This window comes from Polaribacter sp. L3A8, from assembly GCF_009796785.1.
Lineage (GTDB): Bacteria > Bacteroidota > Bacteroidia > Flavobacteriales > Flavobacteriaceae > Polaribacter.
Genome location: NZ_CP047026.1, coordinates 2,157,440 through 2,179,766 on the forward strand (window position 1 = coordinate 2,157,440; position 22,327 = coordinate 2,179,766).

Here is a 22,327-nt window from a genome sequence, read left to right on the forward strand (position 1 = left end):
GAATTTACAATTTTTATGGCTATATTTAAACAAAGCAAACTAATTTTATGAAATTACTACCAATTATTTGTTCTTTTTTATTGTTGGTTTCTTGTCATCAAGAAAAAAGGAAAACACAAAAGCCTACTTTCTTAGTTGGAGATTGGGTTTGTGTAAACGACAAAGAAGGCAGTATTACTTATGAAACATGGCATACAAACCTAAAAGGTTTAGGCTATACATTAAAAGAAAAAGACACTACTTTTAAAGAAATATTAAGTATTGTTACTATAAAGGACACGTTGTTTTTAAAAGTTGAAGGTGTAAATGAAAACCCAACATTATTTAAATTTAAACAACAATCAGCTACTTCGTTTGTTTGTGAAAATCCGAAGAATGAGTTTCCAAAAAAAATAAAATACTATTTAGAAAATAATCAATTAAAGGCAATTGTATCTGCAAAGGATTTTAAAATTGATTTCGTTTTTGAGAGATATAATACCAAATTCATAAACTTATAATTCTCACGTTACTTACCTTTTTATAATTTTAAAATAATTACAAGAAAACAATCAAACACTTATTATAGGTTATAATAAATGTATTAATTTAGCATCTTAATTTTAAAAAAATAACATGAAAAAGATTTATTTATTAGCACTATGTACAACCTTATTTATTAATATATCTTGCAGCAGCAATGATAATGAAGAAGACAATAAAATTACTGGCTCACTTAGTGTAGAAGAAGGAAAAACACAGTTAGAAGACAATACTATCAAATTATTAGATAAAGTAGATGATTTTAAAAACGACAATGCTTTAAACGATATCATCGAATTAGCAGAATACTTGAATTCTGATAATAATATAAAAAACAAAGGTTTTAAAAAAGCAACCTTAAATACAATATCTAATATAGCAAATATAAAAACTACTACTAATGGTCTAACTGCTTTTAATGCAAAACAAGGCATAGCTATTATAGCAGAAACATCACTTATTGATGATTTTAATAGTGAGAAAGGAATCTATAGTTGGAATTCTAACACAAAGGAGTTTGATAAAACTGGAAATAGTGATGATATTATTTATAATGTAGCATATAATGATGGAAAAAATGCTGTATTTAGTTTTACTGATTTTGGGACTACTATTGTAGGAAGCGATAGTGATAATGAACTACCTACTTTGGCTAAAGCTAATCTTAAGATAAATGGTACTACTGTATTCACTCAAAATTATACGGCTACTTTTATTAGTGGACAATTAATTCCTGCTGCAATTTCTAATACAACTAATATTGGAGATTTTTCATTTGAAACCTTTTATACAAATTCTAACAACAAGGAAATTAAGCAATCATTCAATTTTAAACTTAGTAATGATGTTATAATAGGATATAGCTTATCTACAAATGGTAATTTTAATGACGATGCAAATGGTAATATTGAAGATATTGTTGATAATGCAACTTTTACATTTCAATTTTTAAATGCAGCATTAACTCTAAAAGCTAATGATACTGGTTTTAATTCTGATAGCGAATTAAATGTAGACGAGCAAATCGCATTGTTAAACAGCAATACTAGTGCAGAACTTAGTATTAACAACAAGTCTGTTGCTAAAAGTCAATTTTACAAAGATGAAGATACTTATACGGACTATACATACAACCCGAATACTCAAAACTACGAAGAAACAGAAGTAACTGAAGAAATTGTTAATGCAAGATTCTTATTTGAAGACGGTACAACAAGTGATTTTAACACTTATTTCGATGGATCTTTTACCAGTATAGAAGACAAATTTGATGCTGTATTTGAGGCTTATGAAAGTCTTTTAAGTAATATCTAAACAAATAACTATTATTTAATATTGAGTAAAGGTCGCCTATAGAGGCGGCCTTTCTTTTTATTCAGGGATCTTAAATTTAAAACTTGATATATTTTCACCAGACCAATAACCAAAAGCACCATTACTAATATTTGTAACAACCTCATTAGCATAAGATGCATTTTCTAAAATACTTGTTTGATCTCCTTTTATAGACTTCCAAAAATAAAATTGATCTTTTGTAATAGAAATAATCTGTATTTCAATTACATCATTTACTTTAATTTGATTTTCATTTTCACCTTCATCATCTGTTTTTATATAACTCACAATTAAAGGAAATGTTTCAGTAGCAATATTTTCTGTACTAAAAATGAAAGGTCTCGCTAACTCAAACTTTTTTTCTTTTTCATTCTTAATAAGAATCTTAAAGTACTTATGTTCTAAGTCAGTGTTATTAAACGTTAATTTAATATCTTTAAATCCCTGATATACAACTCCTTCTTCAATCCAATCTAAAAAATCAACATTTAATATTTCAGTTTTTTTAGGAACTATTGTTTTAGATACAAACTCTTTTCCCCTAATCTGTATAGACAAATCATACGTTTTACCAATTTCTCCTTTTATTAAATTACTTCTATAATACAAAAAAGGGAAACGAGTTTCATCTTTCTTTAAAGTTAATATTTCTGAACTTTCACCGTCAGAAAGCACCACTTTTGCTTTCGTTTCAATAGATTTTGCAACTACTACAGAATCAATAACACCATTAAAAGCTAAACTATTAGTTAAGCTTATTTTTGCAAATTCACCATAAACTATATGCCCTTCTACCGTAAGAATATCTGATGATAAAATAGCTGTTTCATTACTTAAACAAGCAGATAGTAAAAAGGATAAAAAAAATATTTTTTTCATAATACACTTTATTTAAAAAGAAAATAGCCAGTTAAGCGTTGGCAAAAAAGGAAACAAATCATCTTTCTTTTCTTTAATTTCTATAAATGAATCATCTGCAGTACCATCTGTACTATAATAAATTTGAAAAGGATTACTATTATTATACACATTATACAGGGTTAAATTTAATTTTGATTTCCATTTCCCTTTATCTTTAAAAGAATATGTACAAGATAAATCTAATCTATGATAACTAGGAAATCGAGATGCATTTTTAGACTCAAAATTAAGTACAGGTCTTTCATTTATAATTCTTATATCTCTAGGTCTTGTATAGTTTTGTCCACTCGTAAACAAAAATAAAGCTCCAAATTCAAACTTATTATTTAACCTATAATGCATAATCGTATTTATGTTTATTGGCCTATCGAAAGTTGTAGGAAAATAATTCCCTTGATTAATATCTTTAAATTTGGCTAAAGTTTTAGATAAAGTAAATGATGTTTGAGCTGTAAAGTTATTTATTTTTTTATTTAGACTAACTTCAAACCCATAAGAATTAAATTTACCAACAAGTATATCACTATAAATATCATTTGAAAATAAATTATTTACAGAACCATTTCTAAACTCGGTATAATTAGAAACGTTTTTAAAATAAACAGCACTATTTAATTGTAGTCCGTTTACTTCGTAAGAATACCCTAAACTAAATTGATTTACTACCTGTGGTTTTATGTTTTTAGTACTTACCACAAAAAAATCTGCTGGTAAACTAAAATTTACAGAAGCTTGGTGTACAAACTGACTTAACCTTTGGTAGCTTAATTTAAAAGCTTGATTTTCGCTATACTCATATTTTAAACTCGCCCTTGGCTCAACACTAAAAAAGGTTTCTTTACCAACTAAATCATTTTTATATGTAAAAAAAGAAGTAAATCTCAATCCTGTTTTTGCTTTTAATTTTGATGTTACAGAAAACGCCAAATCTCCATAAAAGCTAACATCATCATATCTATATTTTTCTTGATTTAAAATTTCTAAAGGAGAATTATCTATATTCGCTTTTACATCCTTAGGTAATATATTGTTTTTATTATATGCTGTTCCTATTTTCAATAAATACGATGGTTTATCTAATAAAAAATAATGTTTTAAACTAAATACATTAAATGTACTTTCTGCGCTATAATCAAAAGGAAAATCATTGTCTCCAAAAGAAAACTTATAAAAACTATTAGATACTGTGGTTTGAGATCTTAGACTAGATGAAAACTGATGTTTAAAAGTTGTTCCAAATAAAGAATTTCCCCATTTTAATTTTCTATTTCTCCCTTTGGTTTGATCTCTAAAATTATCACTTGTTATATAAAATGTAGTTTCTATCTCACTTTTTTTTGATAATTGAAAACTATGCTTTGCTAAAAAATCATACAAAAAATAATTTTTATTTTTACTAAGAATAGATGTATCATCCCCAAAAAAAGGTTTAAAAACTTCTAAATAGGTTCTTCTTCCAGAAATTAATAAACTATGTTTTTTATGAACTTTTATATTTCCTGTTAATTTTGTAGACAACAATCCCAAACTACCTTCAAAATGAGTGCTATCTGGTTGTTTTAAAGTTTTAATATCAGTAACTGATGATAATCTACCGCCATAACCAGCGTCGAAACCAGCTTTAGAAAACTCTAATGATTGAACAAAATCTGAATTTATGGTAGAAAACAAACCACCTAAGTGGGATGTATTATGCAGATAAATATTATCTAACAAGGTTAAATTCATACTTCCATTACCTCCTCTCACTAAAAATCCAGATTGACCTTCGGCTGCTTGCTGAACACCTGGAGTGTATTGTATTAATTTAATTACATCTTTCTCCCCTAATATAAAAGGAAGCATTTCTATATCTTTTTTAGAAAAGTAAATTTGATCTGGTACTATTTTATTTAATTGACTGCTAGAGAAACTTCTTATTACTATTTCCTTTAACACGCTAACCTTTGGAGATAGATAAACTGTGCTCATTACAGAATTAATATTTAATTTTAATGTAGTAAACCCAATTTTAGAAAAAACTAATACGCTTCCTTTTGGTATGTTTTTAAAAGAAAAATCTCCTTTAGTATTAGTGTAAGTACCTATATCTGTATTTAAAACTTTAATAGAAACATCACTAATAGGTATATTCTTCTCTATATTAAATACTGTTGAATTAACAATTTCTTGAGCGGATATATTATTACTTAAAAGTGTAAAAAAGGATATTAAAAATAATAATTTTGTCTTATTCATATGCTATTACACCAATAATTATAATAAAGTATCAAGCAAATTTAAAGACTATTACACGTCTTACAAAGCTATAATTTAGTTTTTTAAGAATACCATGTTAAAACAAAAAATAACCATTTAAAAGCAATTGTTTCTACTGATAATTTTAAAATTGATTTTATTTTTGAGAGATATAATACCAAATCAATATAATTAATTCCGTATTTACTATTAAATGTAAAACATAAAAAAGCTCCTTATTTAAGATTTAAATAAGGAGCTTTCATTTCTTTGATAAACTTAAGACTAAAAATTAGAAACTTCTGCTTCTATTTTTTCCCAGTTTTCCATTACTGTATCTAATTTAGCTTTTTTAGCTTTGTATTTTTCAAAGAAATTTGGTCTAGCAGAAACTTCATCATAATTCTTAGCTAACTCTAAATCTATTTTTGCAATTTCTTTTTCTAAATCAGCAATTTCAGTTTCAATATTAGACAATTTGTTCTTTAACTTCTTCAATTGCTTTTCTTGATCTCTAGATAATTGATGAGATTCTTTTTTAGAAGTATCCTTATCAACTTTTACAACCGTTCTTTTTTCTGCTTCTCTAAGGTTTTCTATTTTATGCTGTTCTAAAAAATAATCTATATCTCCTAAATATTCCTTAATCTCCTTATCTTTAAACCCATAAACAGTTTCTGTTAACCCTTGTAAGAAATCTCTATCGTGAGACACCACAATTAAGGTTCCATTAAAATTCTTTAAAGCTTCTTTTAATACGGTTTTAGAGGCAATATCTAAGTGATTTGTTGGCTCATCCATTATTAAAACATTAAATGGCTGTAATAATAATTTACACAATGCCAATCTATTTCTTTCCCCTCCAGAAAGTACTTTTGCCTTTTTATCTACAGCATCTCCACCAAACAAGAAAGAACCTAACATATCTCTAACACGCACTCTGTTTCCGTCTGTGGCAGCATCTTCCATAATTTCCAACACGGTCTTTTCTGGCGGCAATTCTTCAGATTGATTCTGAGCAAAATACCCAACTTCTACATTATGACCCAACTTTAAAAATCCTTCAAAAGGAATTTCACCTACCATCATTTTTGCCAACGTAGATTTTCCTTGACCATTTTGACCAACAAAAGCAATTTTACTGTTTTTTTCTATTAGTAAATCTACATCTTCTAAAACATGCTTATCACCATAGCTTTTACTTAAATCCTTTGCTTCTATAATAATTTTACCCGGTTCTTTAGAGATTGCAAACTTAACATTCATTGCTTGGTTGTCATCTTGGTCAACCTCTATTAATTCAACTTTATCAAGTTGTTTCATTAAAGATTGCGCCATAGAAGCCTTACTAGCTTTTGCTTTAAACTTGTTTATTAAGTGTTGCTTTTGTTTTATTTCTTTCTCTTGGTTTTTCTGCGCCTGTAATTGCTTTTCTTTAATTTCTCCTCTTAATACCAAAAATTCAGAATACGGTTTTTTGTAATCGTAAATCTGACCTAAAGAAATTTCTATAGTTCTATTGGTTACATTATCTAAAAACATTTTATCATGCGATACCAATACAATAGCTCCAGAATATCCTTTTAAGAAATTCTCTAACCAAATAATAGATTCAATATCTAAGTGATTGGTAGGCTCATCTAATAACAAAATATCATTATTTTGTAAAAGTAATTTTGCCAATTCTATACGCATTCTCCAACCTCCAGAAAAAGTGTCTGTTTTTTTATCAAAATCTTCTCTCTGAAAACCTAAACCTTGTAAGATTTTTTCGGTATCACCTTGGTAATTGTAACCACCAAGCAACTCATAACGTTCTGTATTATCCGTTAAATCATGAATCAATTCTGTATACCCTTCACTTTCATAATCGGTTCTAGTAGCAAGTTGCTCATTAATTTCATCAAGTTTTACCTCAATTTCTTTAATTTCAACAAATGCTTGGTATGCTTCTTCTAAAATAGTTCTTCCTTCAACAAAATCTATATCTTGTCTTAAAAAACCCATTTTAATATCTTTATCAAAAGCCATGGTACCACCACTTGTTTCTATATCTTTAGAAAGCACTTTTAAAAGCGTAGATTTCCCTGCTCCATTTTTTCCGATAAGACCAATTCTATCTCCTTTGTTTAATTTGAAAGTAATTCCTGAAAATAAATCAGTTCCCATAAAAGAAACTGATAAGTTGTGTACGTTTAGCATCTAATGTAATAATTGTTACTTAAAAAAAAGTTTAAAACTCTATATTTGCAAAAGTATACAAATTTAAGGTCTATTATGTTGAAAAAGGGTAGCAAGTTATATAGTATTTTTAATGCTAAGTGTCCTAGGTGTCATGAAGGCGATTTTTTTGAGTATAAATTTACGTTTAATCCCAATAAAGTTACCAAATTACACGAACATTGCCCAAAATGTAATTTAAAATATATGATGGAACCTTCGTTCTTTTACGGAGCAATGTACGTAAACTACGGGTTAACAGTTGGTATTTCTATCGTTGCTTTCTTAATTTCTGTACTAATATTTGGCGTTACACTTTTACAATCTTTTGCAGCAATAGTTATTGCTTTACTGGTATTAGCACCAATTAATTTGCGCTTATCTAGAATAATATGGATAAATATGTTTGCCCATTATGACGAGAAATTCTCTAAAAAAGAAAAATAATTTTTTTTTGGGCGTTTAAACAGGCTTTCGCTACTCGCTTTTTTTAGTACCAGTTCTCGATACAAATTTGCAAAAAAACAAATTCACTCAAACTTACACTAAAAAAGAGCTCAAACAAACCGCTCTATCCTTAACGCATATTGCAAACCTAAAAAGGAAGTTATATTAATTAACTTTTTTAGAATTCTTATCCTTTAAATGTTTAAAACGTACAATATCTATTTCTATATCTAAACTTTCATTATTATATAAATGATTGTAAAGGTTTTTAGCAACCGTTGGTGCAATCATAACACCACGAGTTCCTAAACCGTTTAAAACAATTAAATTGGCATAATCTGGATGTATACCAACCAAAGGTCTTCTGCCAGAAACAGTAGGTCTTATACCTGCAGATTGAGATACAATTGTATAAGGAACATTAATTACTTTCTTAAGTTTTTCTACCAACTCTTCTTTACCTTCTTCAGACGGATTAGAGGTTTTGTCTGTCCAATTAAAAGTAGCGCCTACTTTATAAGTATTGTCTCCTAAAGGCATAACAAAAAGTGTTGACTTTAATAAAAAATCGATATTTAATTCTGGTGCATGTATGGTTAATAATTCACCTTTTGCCTCATTAATCGGTAAATAATTAAAATATGGGTTTTGTTTAATTCCGAATCCTTCGCAAAACACAATTTTAGAAGCTTCAATATCTTTATAGTTTATAGACTCTTCACCAATAATTAATTCGTCATGTTTAAATTGTTCAAAACGAATATGATTTTCAGATTCTATATACGCTCTGTAAGCAGTTATCAATTTTTCTGTATCTATTCTCCCCGTTTCGTTTACATTTCCAAAACTAAAGTCGGCAATAACTCCATTGTAAGAACTCTTATCTAATTTAGGATCTAAATAACCTTCTAACTTTGGTTTATCTAAAGCTCCAAACCAGTTATTTTGATCTTCTATAGATTTAAAAGATTTCTTGATTACAAATTTTTGATCAATAGTTATGTTTAGTTTTTCTTCTATATGTTTATAAAAAGGAAGTGCAACTTCTAATTGTTCTTTAGCATTCCAAACAGGTGTAAACCTTTTTAAAATTACCGGATTATAAACGCCACCTGCCACTAATGAAGAAGTTTGAGAATCGTCTTCGAAAACTAAAAATGTTTTTTTAGCGGCAATTAATTCTTCTACAAAAGCCAAACCTGCTAATCCTAAACCAACTATTATGTAATCTATTTTCATGGGATAAAAATACGTGAATTTGAATTAATTATTACTGGTCTTTCTAAAATGTTTAGCCCTGATTGAAACGGCATCCTTTTTACTTTTTCTGTAAAAAGATATAGTGGAAAGCAGGAAATAGCTACAAAAAAAAACGTCCCAAATAATTGGAACGTTTTATATATTAAAAAATATTGAAATTTTAGTAATTCCACATATCCATTTCTCTATTTCTAATGTCTTCTTTAATCTTATTTGCTTCTAATAATTGGAATAAAGAATTACCTCTTACATAATCTGAAATAGATCTGTTACCGTAAATGTTTTCTTCTTTTACAATGGTACTGCTAAATCTTCTTGCATTTAACATGTGATCGAAAGAAATTGGTTGAGATGCATTCTTTGGATTAAACACTTTTGCTTCGTGTAAAACGTCTCTTGCAGATGGGTAAAAAACCCAAAATAACTCATACAATTGTTCGTCTTCTATATCTTGAACACCTAAAGTTTGTACATCTTTCCCCATTGGAGCAATAGCAATTAACCTGTATTTTAATTCACCTTGACGTTTATCAAAATACCACATTCCTTTAATCATATAGCCTTCTACATCTTGAGACTGCAATCTAATAGTATCGCTATAACCATTTTCTTCTCTAATGCTAGACATTCTCGTTTGTATCTCATTTTGAGTAATTTTTGAAGTAAAAAAAGAATCTGAATATGCATCTTCAATTTTACCTTGTTTAATACCTTTAATTAAAGTATCAAATAAAGACCTTCTGTTTGGAGAAATATTAGATTTATCTATAGGGAAATAATATGGTAAATTTATTTTTTGATTTAAATCAATAAACTCCCACACAACTTTAGACCATAATACATCTCTATCGTCTACATATCCATAGGCTAAAGGTGCATCATTATCTGCAGCAATTTGTTGCTCGTTTTTCTTTCCTATTTGATCTACTTTTTTAGCATTCAATAAACCTATTTGTGCGTTTATTGAACCACCAATCATCAAACCGAAAAATAATAGTAAACAATTTTTAAACATATTTTATTTTTTAACTTCTAGTTTGTTAACTCTATATTAACTGGTAACACTTTTTTAAGATTATACCCATTAGCCGTAGCTTTAATACCATAAATATTAATGATATCACCTCTCTTTGCTTTAGACAATTTTTGTTTTGCCGCTGCATTTAAACTAGATCCATTTACAATAATTGTTAATTGACCTGGTACTTTAATTTTAAAACTCTGCACTTTAATATTTAAATCGAATTCAAAATCTGGTAATCCTGCAGCAATTGGTGCAGTAGATAAACCAGATTTAGGCATTCTTACAGTTCCGTATTGTCCTCTTACAGATCCCATAGCTGCTGGTATGTCTTTAATTCTAAAAGTTGCTTTAGAATTTACTGATTTACCATTACTTAAGGTAGCACTTACGTTAATAGTAGCTACATTGCCACCTGCAGGTCTAATGCTATATTTACCTTTACCACCTGTTAATGTACCTCCACTAGCAGAAACTCTTAGGTTATTATCACTTACTCCTGGTAATGAAACTGAAATAGGATTGTCTAAACCTCTATACACAACATTCATTTTATCTGCAGAAACAACAGCATCACCTGGTTGTGGAATTACAGAATAAGAACTTTCGAAAGGAACTTCTACTACTTCTCCATTTTGTGTAAAAGCAATTTTTCCTTTAATATCATGATTTCCAATATTACCAGACGGCATGTCAATAATTACTTGACCCGATTGAATGTTTTTATAATCTTTACCATTTAAAGTTACATTATCCGGAATCATAGTAGCATCATAACGACCTAATACGATTTTACCTGTAACTTTTTCTCCTGCAAAATATGCGTTTTTATCTAAAGCAACAATTCCTTTATAGTTGTTTAAAGACAACGCTTCTTCCATTTTACCACCTAATAAATCTGATACAATATCACTTTCTGTGTTTTTGATATCAGCTTGCATTTGCGTTAAACTTGTTAAAGAAGCTACTAAAGGAAACCCTTTGTATCTATAGTCTAACCATTTTATGGTTTTTCCATCTCTATTTTCAACATCATTTGTAGAAAACCTTTTAGATAAAATTGACGCAAACTTACTATCTTTCCCTAAAGCAGCAGTAACGTCGGTTCTATACCCGTTTATTTTATCTAAAAATTCTTGCCCTTCAGCAGTAAATTTATCACCTTTAAAGAAATGTTCATCTAAAAAAGCTGTTTTATCCATAGATTCGTAATCGTCTTTAACCTCTATATCTGCGGTCATTTTAGATTTTAACTCTTCTAAATAAGCATAAAAATTAGCAGAATACCCTTTAATTTTTATTGCATCTTTATTTAATTCTGCAAATTTTGCAGCTTGTTCTGAAGCTTTGGTAGCCAAATTAGCATACGCTTCATTATTTTTAGCTGTAGTTGAAATATTATTTTCACTCAACTTTTCGTTCATAAAACCGAAAGCAGATAAGACTTCTTTACTCATATTCATTGCTAACATTGCAATAAATACAAGATACATTAAGTTTATCATTTTCTGTCTTGCGGACATTTTTCCTCCTGCCATTCTAATTAGTTTTTTTTAAGTTAAATTTATATTAGTAAACTAATTATTATTTAGACATTGCAGAAAGCATACCTCCATAAACACCGTTTAAAGAAGATAAGTTTTTTGCTAAAGATTCCATTTGCTCTTTTAATTTTTCTGTATTTTCTACAATTGATCCATTTAAATCAGATTGTTTGGTTGTATTTTCTACTTGTACTTTATATAAGTTATTTAAAGTTTCCATTTGAACAGCTGCCATAGAAACTTGCTCGTTATATTTATTTGTTGATGAAATAGATTCTGATGCAGCAGATAAACCTTCTGCAGCTCCCTGAAAGTTTTTCATACTAGTACCTAAGCTAGTCATTAAAGAAGCATCTATTTTTGCGTCTTTTAACAAGTCATCTAATTTTTGTGATAACATTCCTTGTGTACCTACTTCTTCTTTTTCGGCTTTAAAACTATCTTCTCCTAACTCAGGATATACTTTAGACCAGTCAAAATCATCTTCTGGAGTATCAAAAGCAGAAATAGCAAAAACTGCTGCTTCTACCAATAAACCAATTGTTAACATCATACCTCCAGTAATAGGACCTAAAGTCATGTGTTGAATTTTAAATAATGCTCCAACAATTACAACTGCCGCTCCCATTCCGTAAACGAAATTCATTGTTTTTTTGTAAGATTTTGATTGTGCCATAGTGTATTTTTTTTCTTTTTTTTGTTATTTTTTAATTATTTGTTTGTTGTACCAATATAGTTCTGTACCGTTCTAAAGCCAATATAACTTCTTGCAGTATCTGCATATTCATAATCTCTAGAACTTACTTCTAAAAAGTAGGCTACATCTTTCCAAGAACCTCCACGAATTATTTTTCTTTTATTTTTTCTATCTTCTACATTAGGGTTCATTGTAGAAGCCATGTAATAAGAAGATAAATTGTAAGCAGTACTTGTCCATTCAGATACGTTCCCAGCCATGTTGTATAATCCGTAATCATTCGCATTAAAAGATTTTGCCTCCATAGTATAAAGCGCTCCATCTACTGCATAATCACCTCTTACCGGTTTAAAGTTTGCTAAGAAACAACCTCTATCACTAGTTGTACCACCCGTTCCCCAAGGATAGGTAGCAAATTCTAATCCACCACGTGCTGCATACTCCCATTCTGCTTCTGTTGGCAATCTAAAATCTGGAACACCAGTAGCATTCTTTTTTGTTTTTAAGTAATCATTCTTTTTCTTCGTTCTCCAATTACAAAAAGCATTCGCTTGACTCCAATTTACCCCAACTACAGGATAATCTCCATAAGATTGATGGTAAAAATAATCTTGGTGCATTGGATCGTTATAAGAATAATTAAAATCTTTAACCCATACCGTAGTATCTGGATAAATATTTAAGGTTTCTGTTTTTACAAAATCTCTTCTATTACCACCTTTTCTTGCAGCATTATCTCTATCAAACCAAGTATATTTATATTTTAAATATTTTACATTAAAAGAACGAACACCATCAACAGCCTCTTCTCTAGGTACAAATAATGAATCCATTACTTCTACATAATCAACATCTGGAAAATCATCTTTTTTCCAAATAATTTCTGGCTCCCAATTTAAGGGTCTTATAGAATCAGAATCAAACGCTAAACTTGTATAGTTATCAAACATATATCTTTCATAAGCATTTGCGCCTGTGGTATCTTTTACAACAGCAAATGCAAATTGATTGATTCCTCCTGAAGGAGCTTCTGCTCCGGCTTCAGGTGTACCCATCATTGCAGAAAATTCTTGTTGGTAACCTAACCTCGTTCTTACAACAGAATCTCTAACCCAAAACACAAATTCTTTGTATTCGTTGTTTGTAATTTCAGTTTCGTCCATGTAATAAGGTCTAACAGTAACTGTTTTGGTTGGCGAATTCATCGTTCCAATGATATCTTGATCTTGTTTACCCATTGTAAAGGCACCACCAGGAATCAAAGCCATACCAAATGGTTTCTCTGAAAACCATTTTTTCTTAGACTTAACTCCTACCAATTCTCCTCTGTCATTAGAGCCACAACTGTAAAAAACTACTATTAAAAGTGCAAATATTGCTGCTTTCTTCATATTTTAAAATGTCTTTACTATAAAGTCCGTAAACCTATTATTTTTTTTGTTAAAAAACAATAAGCAAATTGCTTTTTAACGTTCTATTATTCTAATATCTTTTTTACTACACTAACTTTCGCATTGCTTTGTACCATTTTTCTGGAATAATTTGCTTGGTAGCATCTATATAATCATTGTATGTACATGGTATTAACGCATGTCTTTTGTATTTATTATCTGATAAAATTTTTATCTCTATCCACCATCTTCCTGATTTATTACTTTTATAAAAAGTTAAAGGATCATCGTCTTCTAATAAAACGGTAAATTTCTGATAATTCTCTTTTCCTGAAAACGGATAATCTTTTACCCTAAAGTTAACGCCTTCAATAAAATACCAAATCATTTGCGCAATTAAATGTGCTGTTTGATGGTTATTATCTAGCTTAGAATTGTACTCATAAACTCCGAATGAAGATACCTTATCACTTAAGCCAGCATACCTAGAAATAGCACAAATTTCTTCTCCATAAAACCCATTTGGAGAAGCATTATTGTTTGCAGGTGCTTCACTTTGTCTTACAGAGCCCAAATCTATAGAAACAATATCAGCATTTCTAAAAACAGGTTCTATATTTTCTAATTGTTTTGCATTTCCTAACCTACAAGCATCAAAAAATAAGTTGTCTAATAACTGAATTTCTTCTTGAGAATTAAAATAAGTTTGATAACCAACATTACTGTAATTAAACAAGTTATTGGGTTCTTGCATAATTATTTTACTCAAATAAGACTGAGAAGTTAAATCATCATCTAAATTACCTAAATCGAAACGACTATCTACAGCCGCAATATTTACCGTTTGTTCTAAAGAGTCATAGGCTCTATAATTTACATAGGTAAGATCTTGACCACCACCTATAATTACCGGAATAATATTTTTTTTAAGTAAGTCTGTTATAATTTTTGAAACCGCAAAATAGGTATCCGAAACTGAATTCCCTTTTAAAACATTTCCTAAATCGGCTATTTGAGTATTCCAATCTCCTGGAAATAATTCATATAATTTTCTTCGAACAAAGTGTAAATCTTCTCCACATCCAAAGTTATTTTCAGAATTTCGATCTTCTTGCACTCCTAAAATTGCAATCTGAACGTTCTCCAAATCTGGAAAACCTTCTTCATCTGTGTGAATTCTAATTTTTTTCCCCAGGCATGCAGGAGATTGCAACGCTAGCTGCGCTACAACCGAATCTTTTACGGGGGTTAAAAAGTCTTGGTTCATCAATTTTTTTTAATACGAAAGGCAAGGTAATAAATCCTTACTTCTTTTTTGTTGTTTTTCTTACCGTAGTTTTCTTTTTTGCTGCAGGCTTCTTTTTAGCTACCTTTTTCTTAGGCGTTTTAGCTTCAATCATCTTTACAGCTTCTTCCTTAGAAAGTTTTTCTATTTCTGTGGTTTTAGGTAACTCAATTTTAATCTTTCCTTTTATCACATTAAAACGTCCCCAACGTGCTTTTTCTACACGAATAGCAACATCTTCCCAATTATGAATTACTTTATCTATTTCTTTCTGTTTTTTAACTTCAATTAATTCAATAATGTCGTCATCGGTAAGATTGTCAAAATCGTATTTTTTACTTACGTTGATAAAAATAGAATTCCATTTTAAGAAAGGTCCAAAACGCCCAACTCCCTTTTGCACAGGTAAATCTTCGTAATGATAAATTGGAGCATCTGCTTTTTGTTTTGCTACAATTAATTCTATTGCTCTTGGCAAGTCTACCTCCATTGGGTTTTCTCCTTTGTCTAAAGAAACAAACATGGTTCCAAAACGAATATAAGGACCAAAACGACCGTTAGAAACAATTACTTCTTCATCTTCGTAACCACCTAATGTTTTTGGAAGCAAGAATAACTCTAAAGCTTCTTCCATGGTGATGGTTCCTAAATTCTGATCTTTATTTAAGCTAGCAAACACTTTTTCTTCGTCTTCTGGCGCTCCAATTTGTGCAATTGGTCCAAATTTACCTAGACGAACTAAAACTGTTTTTCCTGTTTCTGGATGTTTACCTAAAATACGTTCTCCACTCTCTCTCTCTGCATTTTCTTTAACATCTTCTACATTATCATGAAATTTGGTATAGAAACCTTTAATCATCTCTATCCAATCTTCATTTCCTTCAGAAATATCGTCAAATGAACTTTCTACTCTTGCTGTAAATCCAAAATCTAAAATATTAGAAAAGTTAGCAACTAAAAAGTCGTTTACGATATTTCCAATATCCGTAGGAATTAATTTATTTTTATTTGAACCCGTTTTTTCAGTCAAGGTTTCACTTTTTACAGTACCTGAAACTAAAATCATTTGTTCGTAATTTCTTTCTAAACCTTCATCCTCTCCTTTTTCTACATAGCCTCTTCTTTGTACAGTAGAAATTGTTGGTGCGTATGTAGATGGTCTACCAATACCTAATTCTTCTAATTGTTTTACCAAAGAAGCTTCTGTAAAACGGTAAGGCGGACTTGTAAAACGTTGTGTTGCATTTATAAAAGAATACTCTAATGCTTCACCAACTTTTAAATTTGGTAGCATTCCTGCTTGTTCTTCCTCATCATCATCTTTTCCTTCTAAATACACTTTTAAGAAACCATCAAACTTTATCATTTCACCATTTGCAGTGAATATTTTAGAGTTCTCAGAGTTCTCTATCTTAAAATTCGTTCTTTCTAACTGAGCATCACTCATTTGAGAAGCTAGTGTTCTTTTCCATATTAAATCATACAATCTAGTTTGATCATACTCAGTAGAAATCGAATGCATTTTCATGTTGGTAGGGCGAATAGCCTCATGCGCCTCTTGAGCACCTTTTGCTTTCGTCTTAAAAACACGTTGTTTGCTATATTCTTTACCGTAGTAATTTGTAATTTCTTCTTCAGCAGCGTTTCTTGCATCAACAGATAAGTTTAAACTATCTGTTCTCATATAGGTAATTAAACCGGCTTCATACAAACGTTGTGCAACTTGCATTGTTTTTGCTACCGGAAAACCTAATTTCCTAGATGCTTCTTGCTGTAACGTAGACGTTGTAAATGGTGCTGCTGGAGATTTCTTTGCTGGCTTTTTAGTTAACTCTGCGATAGAAAAATCTGCATTTGCACACGATTTTAAGAAATTTTCTGCTGTTTTTTTAGTATCAAAATTCTTTGGAATGGTTGCTTTAAACGTTTTTCCTTCAACATTAGCAAATTCTGCAACTACTTTATAATGTGTTTCTGCATTAAATTCTTGAATACTTCTTTCTTTTTCTACAATTAAACGAACCGCTACAGATTGTACTCTACCTGCAGACAAACCTCCTTTAACTTTTCGCCATAAAACAGGCGATAATTCATACCCAACAAGTCTGTCTAAAACTCTACGTGCTTGTTGTGCATTTACCATATTATAGTCTATATCTCTAGGATTTTCGACTGCTTTTAAAATGGCATTTTTTGTTATTTCATGAAAAACAATACGTTTTGTATTTTCATCCTTTAAACTTAATTGCTCTTTTAAATGCCATGCAATTGCCTCACCCTCTCGATCCTCATCACTTGCTAACCATACTGTATCTGCTTTTTTTGCTAAAGCCTTCAACTTTTTTACAACTGGTTTTTTATCATCAGAAATAATATATTTTGGACTAAAATCTCCTTCTACATCAATACCCAATTCTTTGGATGGTAAGTCTGCAATATGACCATAACTAGATTCTACTTGAAAATCTTTTCCAAGAAATTTTTCGATGGTTTTTGCTTTTGCTGGTGACTCTACAATTACTAAATTCTTTGCCATTTATCTCTCTTTTTCTCTTGTATCGCGTTAAAAATTTGCGGCTTTTAAGAATGCAAAAGTATGTAGTTTTTTTTTATTATTATTTTTTTGAGGGCATTTTACATCATTTTTTATAAAAAAATTACAGAATTGTAATCTTTTTCTTCAATTTTGTTGATGAATCTCCTCCTATAAAAAGATAAAAATCTCCAGATTCTACTTCCCATTTTTTATTAATAGTATAGAATTGTAAAACCTCTTTATCTATAGTAAAAGAAGCTTTTTTTGTTTCTCCGGCTTGCAAACTAATTTTCTGAAAACCTTTTAATTCTTTTACAGGCCTAACCAAACTACCTACTAAATCTCTAATATATAATTGTACAACTTCTTCACCATTTATAGTTCCTGTATTTTTAACATCAACAGAAAGTATAATTTCTCCATCTTTAGAAGTTTCTACTCTATCTACATTTAAGTTATCATAAGAAAAAGCAGTATAACTTAACCCGAAACCAAAAGGGTATAAGGCAGATTTTTTAGAATCTGTATACCCCGAATAGGTTACATGTGTGGGATTATAGGGTCTTCCTGTATTTTTTTGATTGTAAAAAAGAGGTTCTTGTCCAACGTTTCTTGGAAAAGAAACAGGTAATTTCCCCGAAGGATTGTAATCGCCAAATAACACATCTGCAATTCCGTTTCCAGATTCAGATCCTAAATGCCAGGTAATTAAAATTCCAGGTAATATGTTGTTAACTCTAGAAATATCCATTGGTCTTCCTGTAGAAAGTACTAAAACAATATTTTTATTTACGTTATAAACGGCTTCTATCAATTCATTTTGTAAACCTGCAAAACCAATTTTAGTTTGACTTCTTCCTTCTCCCGTTTGATATGCATCTTCACCAACTGCTAAAAAAACAATTTCAGATTTTTTTGCAACTGCAACCGCTTTTGCAATTCCTTCTTTATTTTCTGTATTAAACTCTAAAGGATGTAAAAATTGATTATTACCAGGCTTTACTGTAGGTATTGTTAATTCAATTCCTTTTTCATAATATACTTTTGTATTTGCACCAACTTTTGCCTTTACACCTTCTAATAAAGAAACAGCCGAATTATAAGTTCCTTTTGCTCTCCAATTTCCTAAAGGTTGATCTTTATTATCTGCAAAAGGCCCAATTAGCGCAATACTTTTTATATTTTTAGAAACTGGTAAAATATTATTTTCATTCTTTAATAAAACAATAGATTTTTTTGCAGCATCTCTTGCAATTGCTAAATGTTCTTTGGTATAAATATCATTTTTCTCTTTTTCTTCATCACAATATTTATAAGGATCATCAAATAAACCTAATTGAAATTTTAAACTTAAAATACGCTTTACAGCATCATTTATATCCTCTAAAGAAACTTTACCTTCTTCTAATAGTTTTTCTAAACTAGACTCATAAGCATAAGATTCCATATCCATATCACTCCCTGCGTTCAATGCAATTTCTGCAGCATGTTTTTTATCTTTTGCATATCCATGAGATTTCATTTCTCCAATAGAACCCCAATCTGAAACTACAAAACCTTTCCAATTCCAATCTCCTTTTAAAATATCTCTTTGTAATATTTCATGTCCTGTTGCAGGAATTCCATCAATATCATTAAAAGAATTCATAAAAGTTGCTACACCGGCCTCTGCCGCTGCTTTAAATGGAGGTAAAATAACATTGTGTAATTCATATTCACCAATATTTACCGTATTATAATCTCTACCAGATTCTGCAAAACCATAACCTGCAAAGTGCTTTGCACACGCTGCAATTGTATTTACGTCGGATAGATCATCGCCTTGAAAACCATGTATTCTTGCCACACCAATTACAGAATTTAAATAAGGATCTTCACCTACACCTTCCATAATTCTACCCCATCTTGCGTCTCTAGACACATCAACCATAGGAGCAAAAGTCCAATTTAATCCAGAAGCAGCAGATTCTTTTGCAGCAATTGCTGCAGATTTTTTAATAATATCCAAATCCCAACTCGCAGATTCGGCTAAAGGAACCGGAAAAATTGTTTTTAAACCATGTATAACATCGTAAGCAAAAATCATAGGGATTTTTAACCTCGAATTTTCCATCACTAATTTCTGAGCCTCACGAACTTCTTTTACGGAAACAACATTTAAAACAGAACCAACAAGTCCTTTTTTCATTCTATCTACCTTTTCTTTAGCACTTTTAGAAGATGCTGGTCCAGTTAAATCCCAACCTGCAGAATATTGAACCATTTGCCCAATTTTCTCTTCTAAATTCATTAAATTTAAAACGGAATCAACTTTTTGTTCAATGCTATTATTTATTGATGTACCTCTTAAGTTTTTTTGATTTTTATCACAACTAACTAGACAAAAAATGAGAATGAAGTTGATTATAAAAAGTTTGTTTAATTTATTCATTTTTATATTATTTAATGTGAATTTCTGCTATTACAGGAAAATGATCTGAAGGATATTTTAAATCTTTTGAATCTGTTAAAACTCCATATTTGTTTACAGTGATGTTTGCATCCTTTGATAAAAAAATATAATCTATTCTTCTTGTAACTTGCTCATGAAATTTAAATGCATTAAAAGTTCCATCTGATCCAAAAACATTGTCTTTTGCCAGTTCTTTAGAATCGTTTAAATTCTTTTTTAGATTTGTAATTAACTCACTACCTGGCTCCACATTAAAATCTCCTGTTAAAACAACTGGATAATTTTTAGTGTTTACTTTTTTTATTTCTGCTTCAATTAATCGTATTCCGTTTAATTGCGCTTGCTGTCCTTTATGATCTAAATGTGTATTAAAAACCCATACTTTTTTATCAGAATTTAAAACAGTCATTAAACCATAAGTACAAATTCTTGGATATGCAGCATCCCAACCTTTAGATATTTTTTCTGGCGTTATAGATAACCAAAAAGTCTTAACATTTTCGAATTTCACTTTTCTTTTATCATAAAAAATAGCAGAATATTCTCCTTTATCTCCACCATCTCTACCCTGACCTATATAGCTATAATTTGTTAAGCTTTTATCTATATAAGCTATTTGATTAGGCCTGCCTTCTTGCGTACCAAATACAGTAGGTTCATGAAATTTAATCTGAGATAATAAAAAATCTTTTCTGTTAGACCATTGGTTTTCTCCATCAGAATTTACGTCTAAGCGAATATTATAAGTCATTACTTTTATAATATCTGTTTTTTCTAACGGAATACAACTTGTAAAAACTACAAATACCAGTATTAAAATTCTTTTCATTTTTAATCGTTTTATTTTTGATATACCCTAACATAATCGACAATCATTTTTTGAGGAAAAATAGAATCGTCAATTCCTTTTTTACCACCTAACATTCCGCCTACTGCTACATTTAAAATTAAATAAAACTTTTGATCAAAAGGCCATTCTGCAGTTGTTTTATGTTGATTTTTAAAGGTATTATACACTTCATTATCTAAAATAAAATCCATTTTTTCGGGTGTCCATTCTAGTGTAAAAACATGAAATTCTTCATTAGGTTCATCAATAAAAATACTTTTACCTTGTTGCGTTTTTTTTATATGATTAAAAGCTTTTGTATGTACAGTTCCAAAAATTGTATCATTATTAAACCCCACATGCTCCATAATATCAATCTCTCCAGATTCTGGCCAACCAACATCCTCTTTATTTTCTCCTAACATCCAAATTGCCGGCCATAGACCAACACCTTTTGGTAATTTTGCTCTAACATCTATTCGTCCATATTGCCAAGAAGCAAGATTTTTAGTTGTTAATCTTGCAGAAGTATATTTTGCTGTTTTACGTTCTGCTGCATACTTTTTCCAGCTTTTCTTTAATAGTTCTGGATTGTTATAATCTTTATTATCTATAGTTTCTTTATGTGCCTCAATAATTAAATTTCCGTTTTCTACTCTGGCATTTTTTAGGCTATCTGTATAATATTGGTTCTCTCTATTAGCAATAAAACCGTAGGCATAATTCCATTTACTACTATCTGGTTTTCCTTTATAATTAAACTCATCACTAAAAACCAATTGATATCCATCTTTAATAGGCGATTCATTTATTCTTTCGAATACTAATTCTGGCTTGTCTGTAGTTATAAAATTAAACTCATTTGCTATCAGCCAATCTATATCACTAGAACTATTTGCGGTCCAACTATTTAAAGTAATACCTAATTCTTTAGCACTTTTAATGTATTCTGGATGCGTTTTAATTTTATACAAATGATAATCTAAACCCTTAATTCCGTTTTCTTTTAAAAACTCTGGAGACTTATAACCATCTAAATACTGTGTTTTTGCACTTGGACTTTCTTCAATAATTTGTTTTAAAATATCTAAGCTAAAACTAATATAAGAACCAATGTATTTATCTGCTTTTACTTCTTTTACGAGCTCTAGTGTTTTGGTTGTAATTATAACGTTTCTTTCTTTAGAAGATGTTGGTTTAATTTCTACAATAAAACTAGTGGAAGTGTTATTTTGCATACCCGCCAATAAATACTCTTTTAATGTTGGTAGCTTTTCTCCGTTAAAAAGTTTTGTTTGCGCTAATTCTTTGTATTCAGTTTCTTCTATTAAGAGGTTATTATAGTCTTTATCATGTGTAACTATTAATACCTCATCTTTTGTCATTCTTACATCAAACTCGCTACCATAACAATTTAATCTAATAGCTTCTTTTAATGAAGCAATTGAGTTTTCTGGTATTTCTTTACTTTTCCAAGCTCCCCTGTGAGCTATTACAGCATTTTTAGCAAAGTCTATTTTTTTATTTGTTGATGACTCAGCACAAGAGAAGAATAATAAAGTAATAAAAACAAATATTAAATGGCGCATTATGTAAGTTTTAGTTAATGTTTATCTATGTAATATTAAT

At 29.8% G+C, this 22,327-nt stretch carries 16 protein-coding genes; 3 read left to right on the plus strand and 13 right to left on the minus strand.

All coding sequences use genetic code 11. The annotated features are described in order from the left end of the window. Positions 1-47 precede the first annotated feature (47 nt). Entirely contained in the window at positions 48-500 is a 453-nt protein-coding gene (locus GQR92_RS08900) for a hypothetical protein (protein WP_158838856.1), read from the plus strand. A 115-nt stretch (positions 501-615) separates the two neighbouring features. Further along, positions 616-1,836: a hypothetical protein gene (locus tag GQR92_RS08905; RefSeq protein ID WP_158838857.1), complete on the plus strand. Its 1,221-nt coding sequence runs from the start codon at positions 616-618 to the stop codon at positions 1,834-1,836. Between the two features lie 57 nt (positions 1,837-1,893). On the opposite strand, the gene GQR92_RS08910 is transcribed toward GQR92_RS08905, so the two are convergent. The 3 genes from GQR92_RS08910 to GQR92_RS08920 all read right to left on the minus strand — a co-directional run bounded on the left by GQR92_RS08910 (position 1,894) and on the right by GQR92_RS08920 (position 7,218). Then, entirely contained in the window at positions 1,894-2,736 is an 843-nt protein-coding gene (locus GQR92_RS08910) for a DUF4249 family protein (RefSeq protein ID WP_158838859.1), read from the minus strand. A gap of 12 nt (positions 2,737-2,748) precedes the next feature. Then, on the minus strand, positions 2,749-5,016 hold the full coding sequence (locus GQR92_RS08915; protein ID WP_158838861.1) for a TonB-dependent receptor: 2,268 nt from the start codon (positions 5,014-5,016) through the stop codon (positions 2,749-2,751). A 285-nt stretch (positions 5,017-5,301) separates the two neighbouring features. Continuing rightward, positions 5,302-7,218 carry an ABC-F family ATP-binding cassette domain-containing protein gene (locus GQR92_RS08920; protein ID WP_158838863.1) on the minus strand — a complete coding sequence of 639 codons (1,917 nt, stop codon included), beginning with the start codon at positions 7,216-7,218 and terminating at the stop codon, positions 5,302-5,304. 45 nt (positions 7,219-7,263) lie between these two features. Between GQR92_RS08920 and GQR92_RS08925 the strand changes: the two genes are divergently transcribed. Further along, a complete protein-coding gene (locus GQR92_RS08925; protein WP_368074155.1) occupies positions 7,264-7,683 on the plus strand; it encodes a DUF983 domain-containing protein in 420 nt (139 codons plus the stop codon). 165 nt (positions 7,684-7,848) lie between these two features. On the opposite strand, the gene GQR92_RS08930 is transcribed toward GQR92_RS08925, so the two are convergent. From GQR92_RS08930 to GQR92_RS08975, 10 genes are all read right to left on the minus strand, one after another. After that, the gene (locus GQR92_RS08930; RefSeq protein ID WP_158838865.1) at positions 7,849-8,922 is read right to left on the minus strand and encodes an NAD(P)/FAD-dependent oxidoreductase; all 1,074 of its coding nucleotides are present in this window, start codon (positions 8,920-8,922) and stop codon (positions 7,849-7,851) included. Between the two features lie 181 nt (positions 8,923-9,103). Further along, complete coding sequence (gene gldN, locus GQR92_RS08935) at positions 9,104-9,958, minus strand: type IX secretion system protein PorN/GldN (RefSeq protein WP_158838867.1); 855 nt, start codon at positions 9,956-9,958, stop codon at positions 9,104-9,106. Positions 9,959-9,975: 17 nt separating this feature from the next. After that, positions 9,976-11,502, minus strand: coding sequence for a type IX secretion system protein PorM/GldM (gene gldM, locus GQR92_RS08940; protein ID WP_158838869.1), 1,527 nt, complete (start codon positions 11,500-11,502; stop codon positions 9,976-9,978). Between the two features lie 46 nt (positions 11,503-11,548). After that, positions 11,549-12,184, minus strand: coding sequence for a T9SS inner membrane protein PorL/GldL (gldL, locus tag GQR92_RS08945; protein ID WP_158838871.1), 636 nt, complete (start codon positions 12,182-12,184; stop codon positions 11,549-11,551). Between the two features lie 35 nt (positions 12,185-12,219). Next, positions 12,220-13,596 carry a type IX secretion system lipoprotein PorK/GldK gene (gene gldK, locus GQR92_RS08950; protein WP_158838873.1) on the minus strand — a complete coding sequence of 459 codons (1,377 nt, stop codon included), beginning with the start codon at positions 13,594-13,596 and terminating at the stop codon, positions 12,220-12,222. Between the two features lie 106 nt (positions 13,597-13,702). Continuing rightward, positions 13,703-14,863 carry a formimidoylglutamase gene (locus tag GQR92_RS08955; RefSeq protein ID WP_158838875.1) on the minus strand — a complete coding sequence of 387 codons (1,161 nt, stop codon included), beginning with the start codon at positions 14,861-14,863 and terminating at the stop codon, positions 13,703-13,705. Between the two features lie 37 nt (positions 14,864-14,900). After that, positions 14,901-17,417: a type I DNA topoisomerase gene (topA, locus tag GQR92_RS08960; protein WP_158838876.1), complete on the minus strand. Its 2,517-nt coding sequence runs from the start codon at positions 17,415-17,417 to the stop codon at positions 14,901-14,903. Positions 17,418-17,538: 121 nt separating this feature from the next. Then, positions 17,539-19,848: a beta-glucosidase BglX gene (gene bglX, locus GQR92_RS08965; protein ID WP_158838878.1), complete on the minus strand. Its 2,310-nt coding sequence runs from the start codon at positions 19,846-19,848 to the stop codon at positions 17,539-17,541. 7 nt (positions 19,849-19,855) lie between these two features. Then, the gene (locus GQR92_RS08970; protein WP_158838880.1) at positions 19,856-20,698 is read right to left on the minus strand and encodes an endonuclease/exonuclease/phosphatase family protein; all 843 of its coding nucleotides are present in this window, start codon (positions 20,696-20,698) and stop codon (positions 19,856-19,858) included. An 11-nt stretch (positions 20,699-20,709) separates the two neighbouring features. Then, a complete protein-coding gene (locus GQR92_RS08975) occupies positions 20,710-22,287 on the minus strand; it encodes a family 16 glycosylhydrolase (protein ID WP_158838881.1) in 1,578 nt (525 codons plus the stop codon). Positions 22,288-22,327 lie beyond the last annotated feature (40 nt).

Bases quoted from the DNA above. Each gene is read 5' to 3' on its own strand.
- GQR92_RS08900 (WP_158838856.1), top strand. From the start codon at position 48: ATGAAATTACTACCAATTATTTGTTCTTTTTTATTGTTGGTTTCTTGT.
- GQR92_RS08905 (WP_158838857.1), top strand. From the start codon at position 616: ATGAAAAAGATTTATTTATTAGCACTATGTACAACCTTATTTATTAAT.
- GQR92_RS08910 (WP_158838859.1), bottom strand. From the start codon at position 2,736: ATGAAAAAAATATTTTTTTTATCCTTTTTACTATCTGCTTGTTTAAGT.
- GQR92_RS08915 (WP_158838861.1), bottom strand. From the start codon at position 5,016: ATGAATAAGACAAAATTATTATTTTTAATATCCTTTTTTACACTTTTA.
- GQR92_RS08920 (WP_158838863.1), bottom strand. From the start codon at position 7,218: ATGCTAAACGTACACAACTTATCAGTTTCTTTTATGGGAACTGATTTA.
- GQR92_RS08930 (WP_158838865.1), bottom strand. From the start codon at position 8,922: ATGAAAATAGATTACATAATAGTTGGTTTAGGATTAGCAGGTTTGGCT.
- gldN (WP_158838867.1), bottom strand. From the start codon at position 9,958: ATGTTTAAAAATTGTTTACTATTATTTTTCGGTTTGATGATTGGTGGT.
- gldM (WP_158838869.1), bottom strand. From the start codon at position 11,502: ATGGCAGGAGGAAAAATGTCCGCAAGACAGAAAATGATAAACTTAATG.
- gldL (WP_158838871.1), bottom strand. From the start codon at position 12,184: ATGGCACAATCAAAATCTTACAAAAAAACAATGAATTTCGTTTACGGA.
- gldK (WP_158838873.1), bottom strand. From the start codon at position 13,596: ATGAAGAAAGCAGCAATATTTGCACTTTTAATAGTAGTTTTTTACAGT.
- GQR92_RS08955 (WP_158838875.1), bottom strand. From the start codon at position 14,863: ATGAACCAAGACTTTTTAACCCCCGTAAAAGATTCGGTTGTAGCGCAG.
- topA (WP_158838876.1), bottom strand. From the start codon at position 17,417: ATGGCAAAGAATTTAGTAATTGTAGAGTCACCAGCAAAAGCAAAAACC.
- bglX (WP_158838878.1), bottom strand. From the start codon at position 19,848: ATGAATAAATTAAACAAACTTTTTATAATCAACTTCATTCTCATTTTT.
- GQR92_RS08970 (WP_158838880.1), bottom strand. From the start codon at position 20,698: ATGAAAAGAATTTTAATACTGGTATTTGTAGTTTTTACAAGTTGTATT.
- GQR92_RS08975 (WP_158838881.1), bottom strand. From the start codon at position 22,287: ATGCGCCATTTAATATTTGTTTTTATTACTTTATTATTCTTCTCTTGT.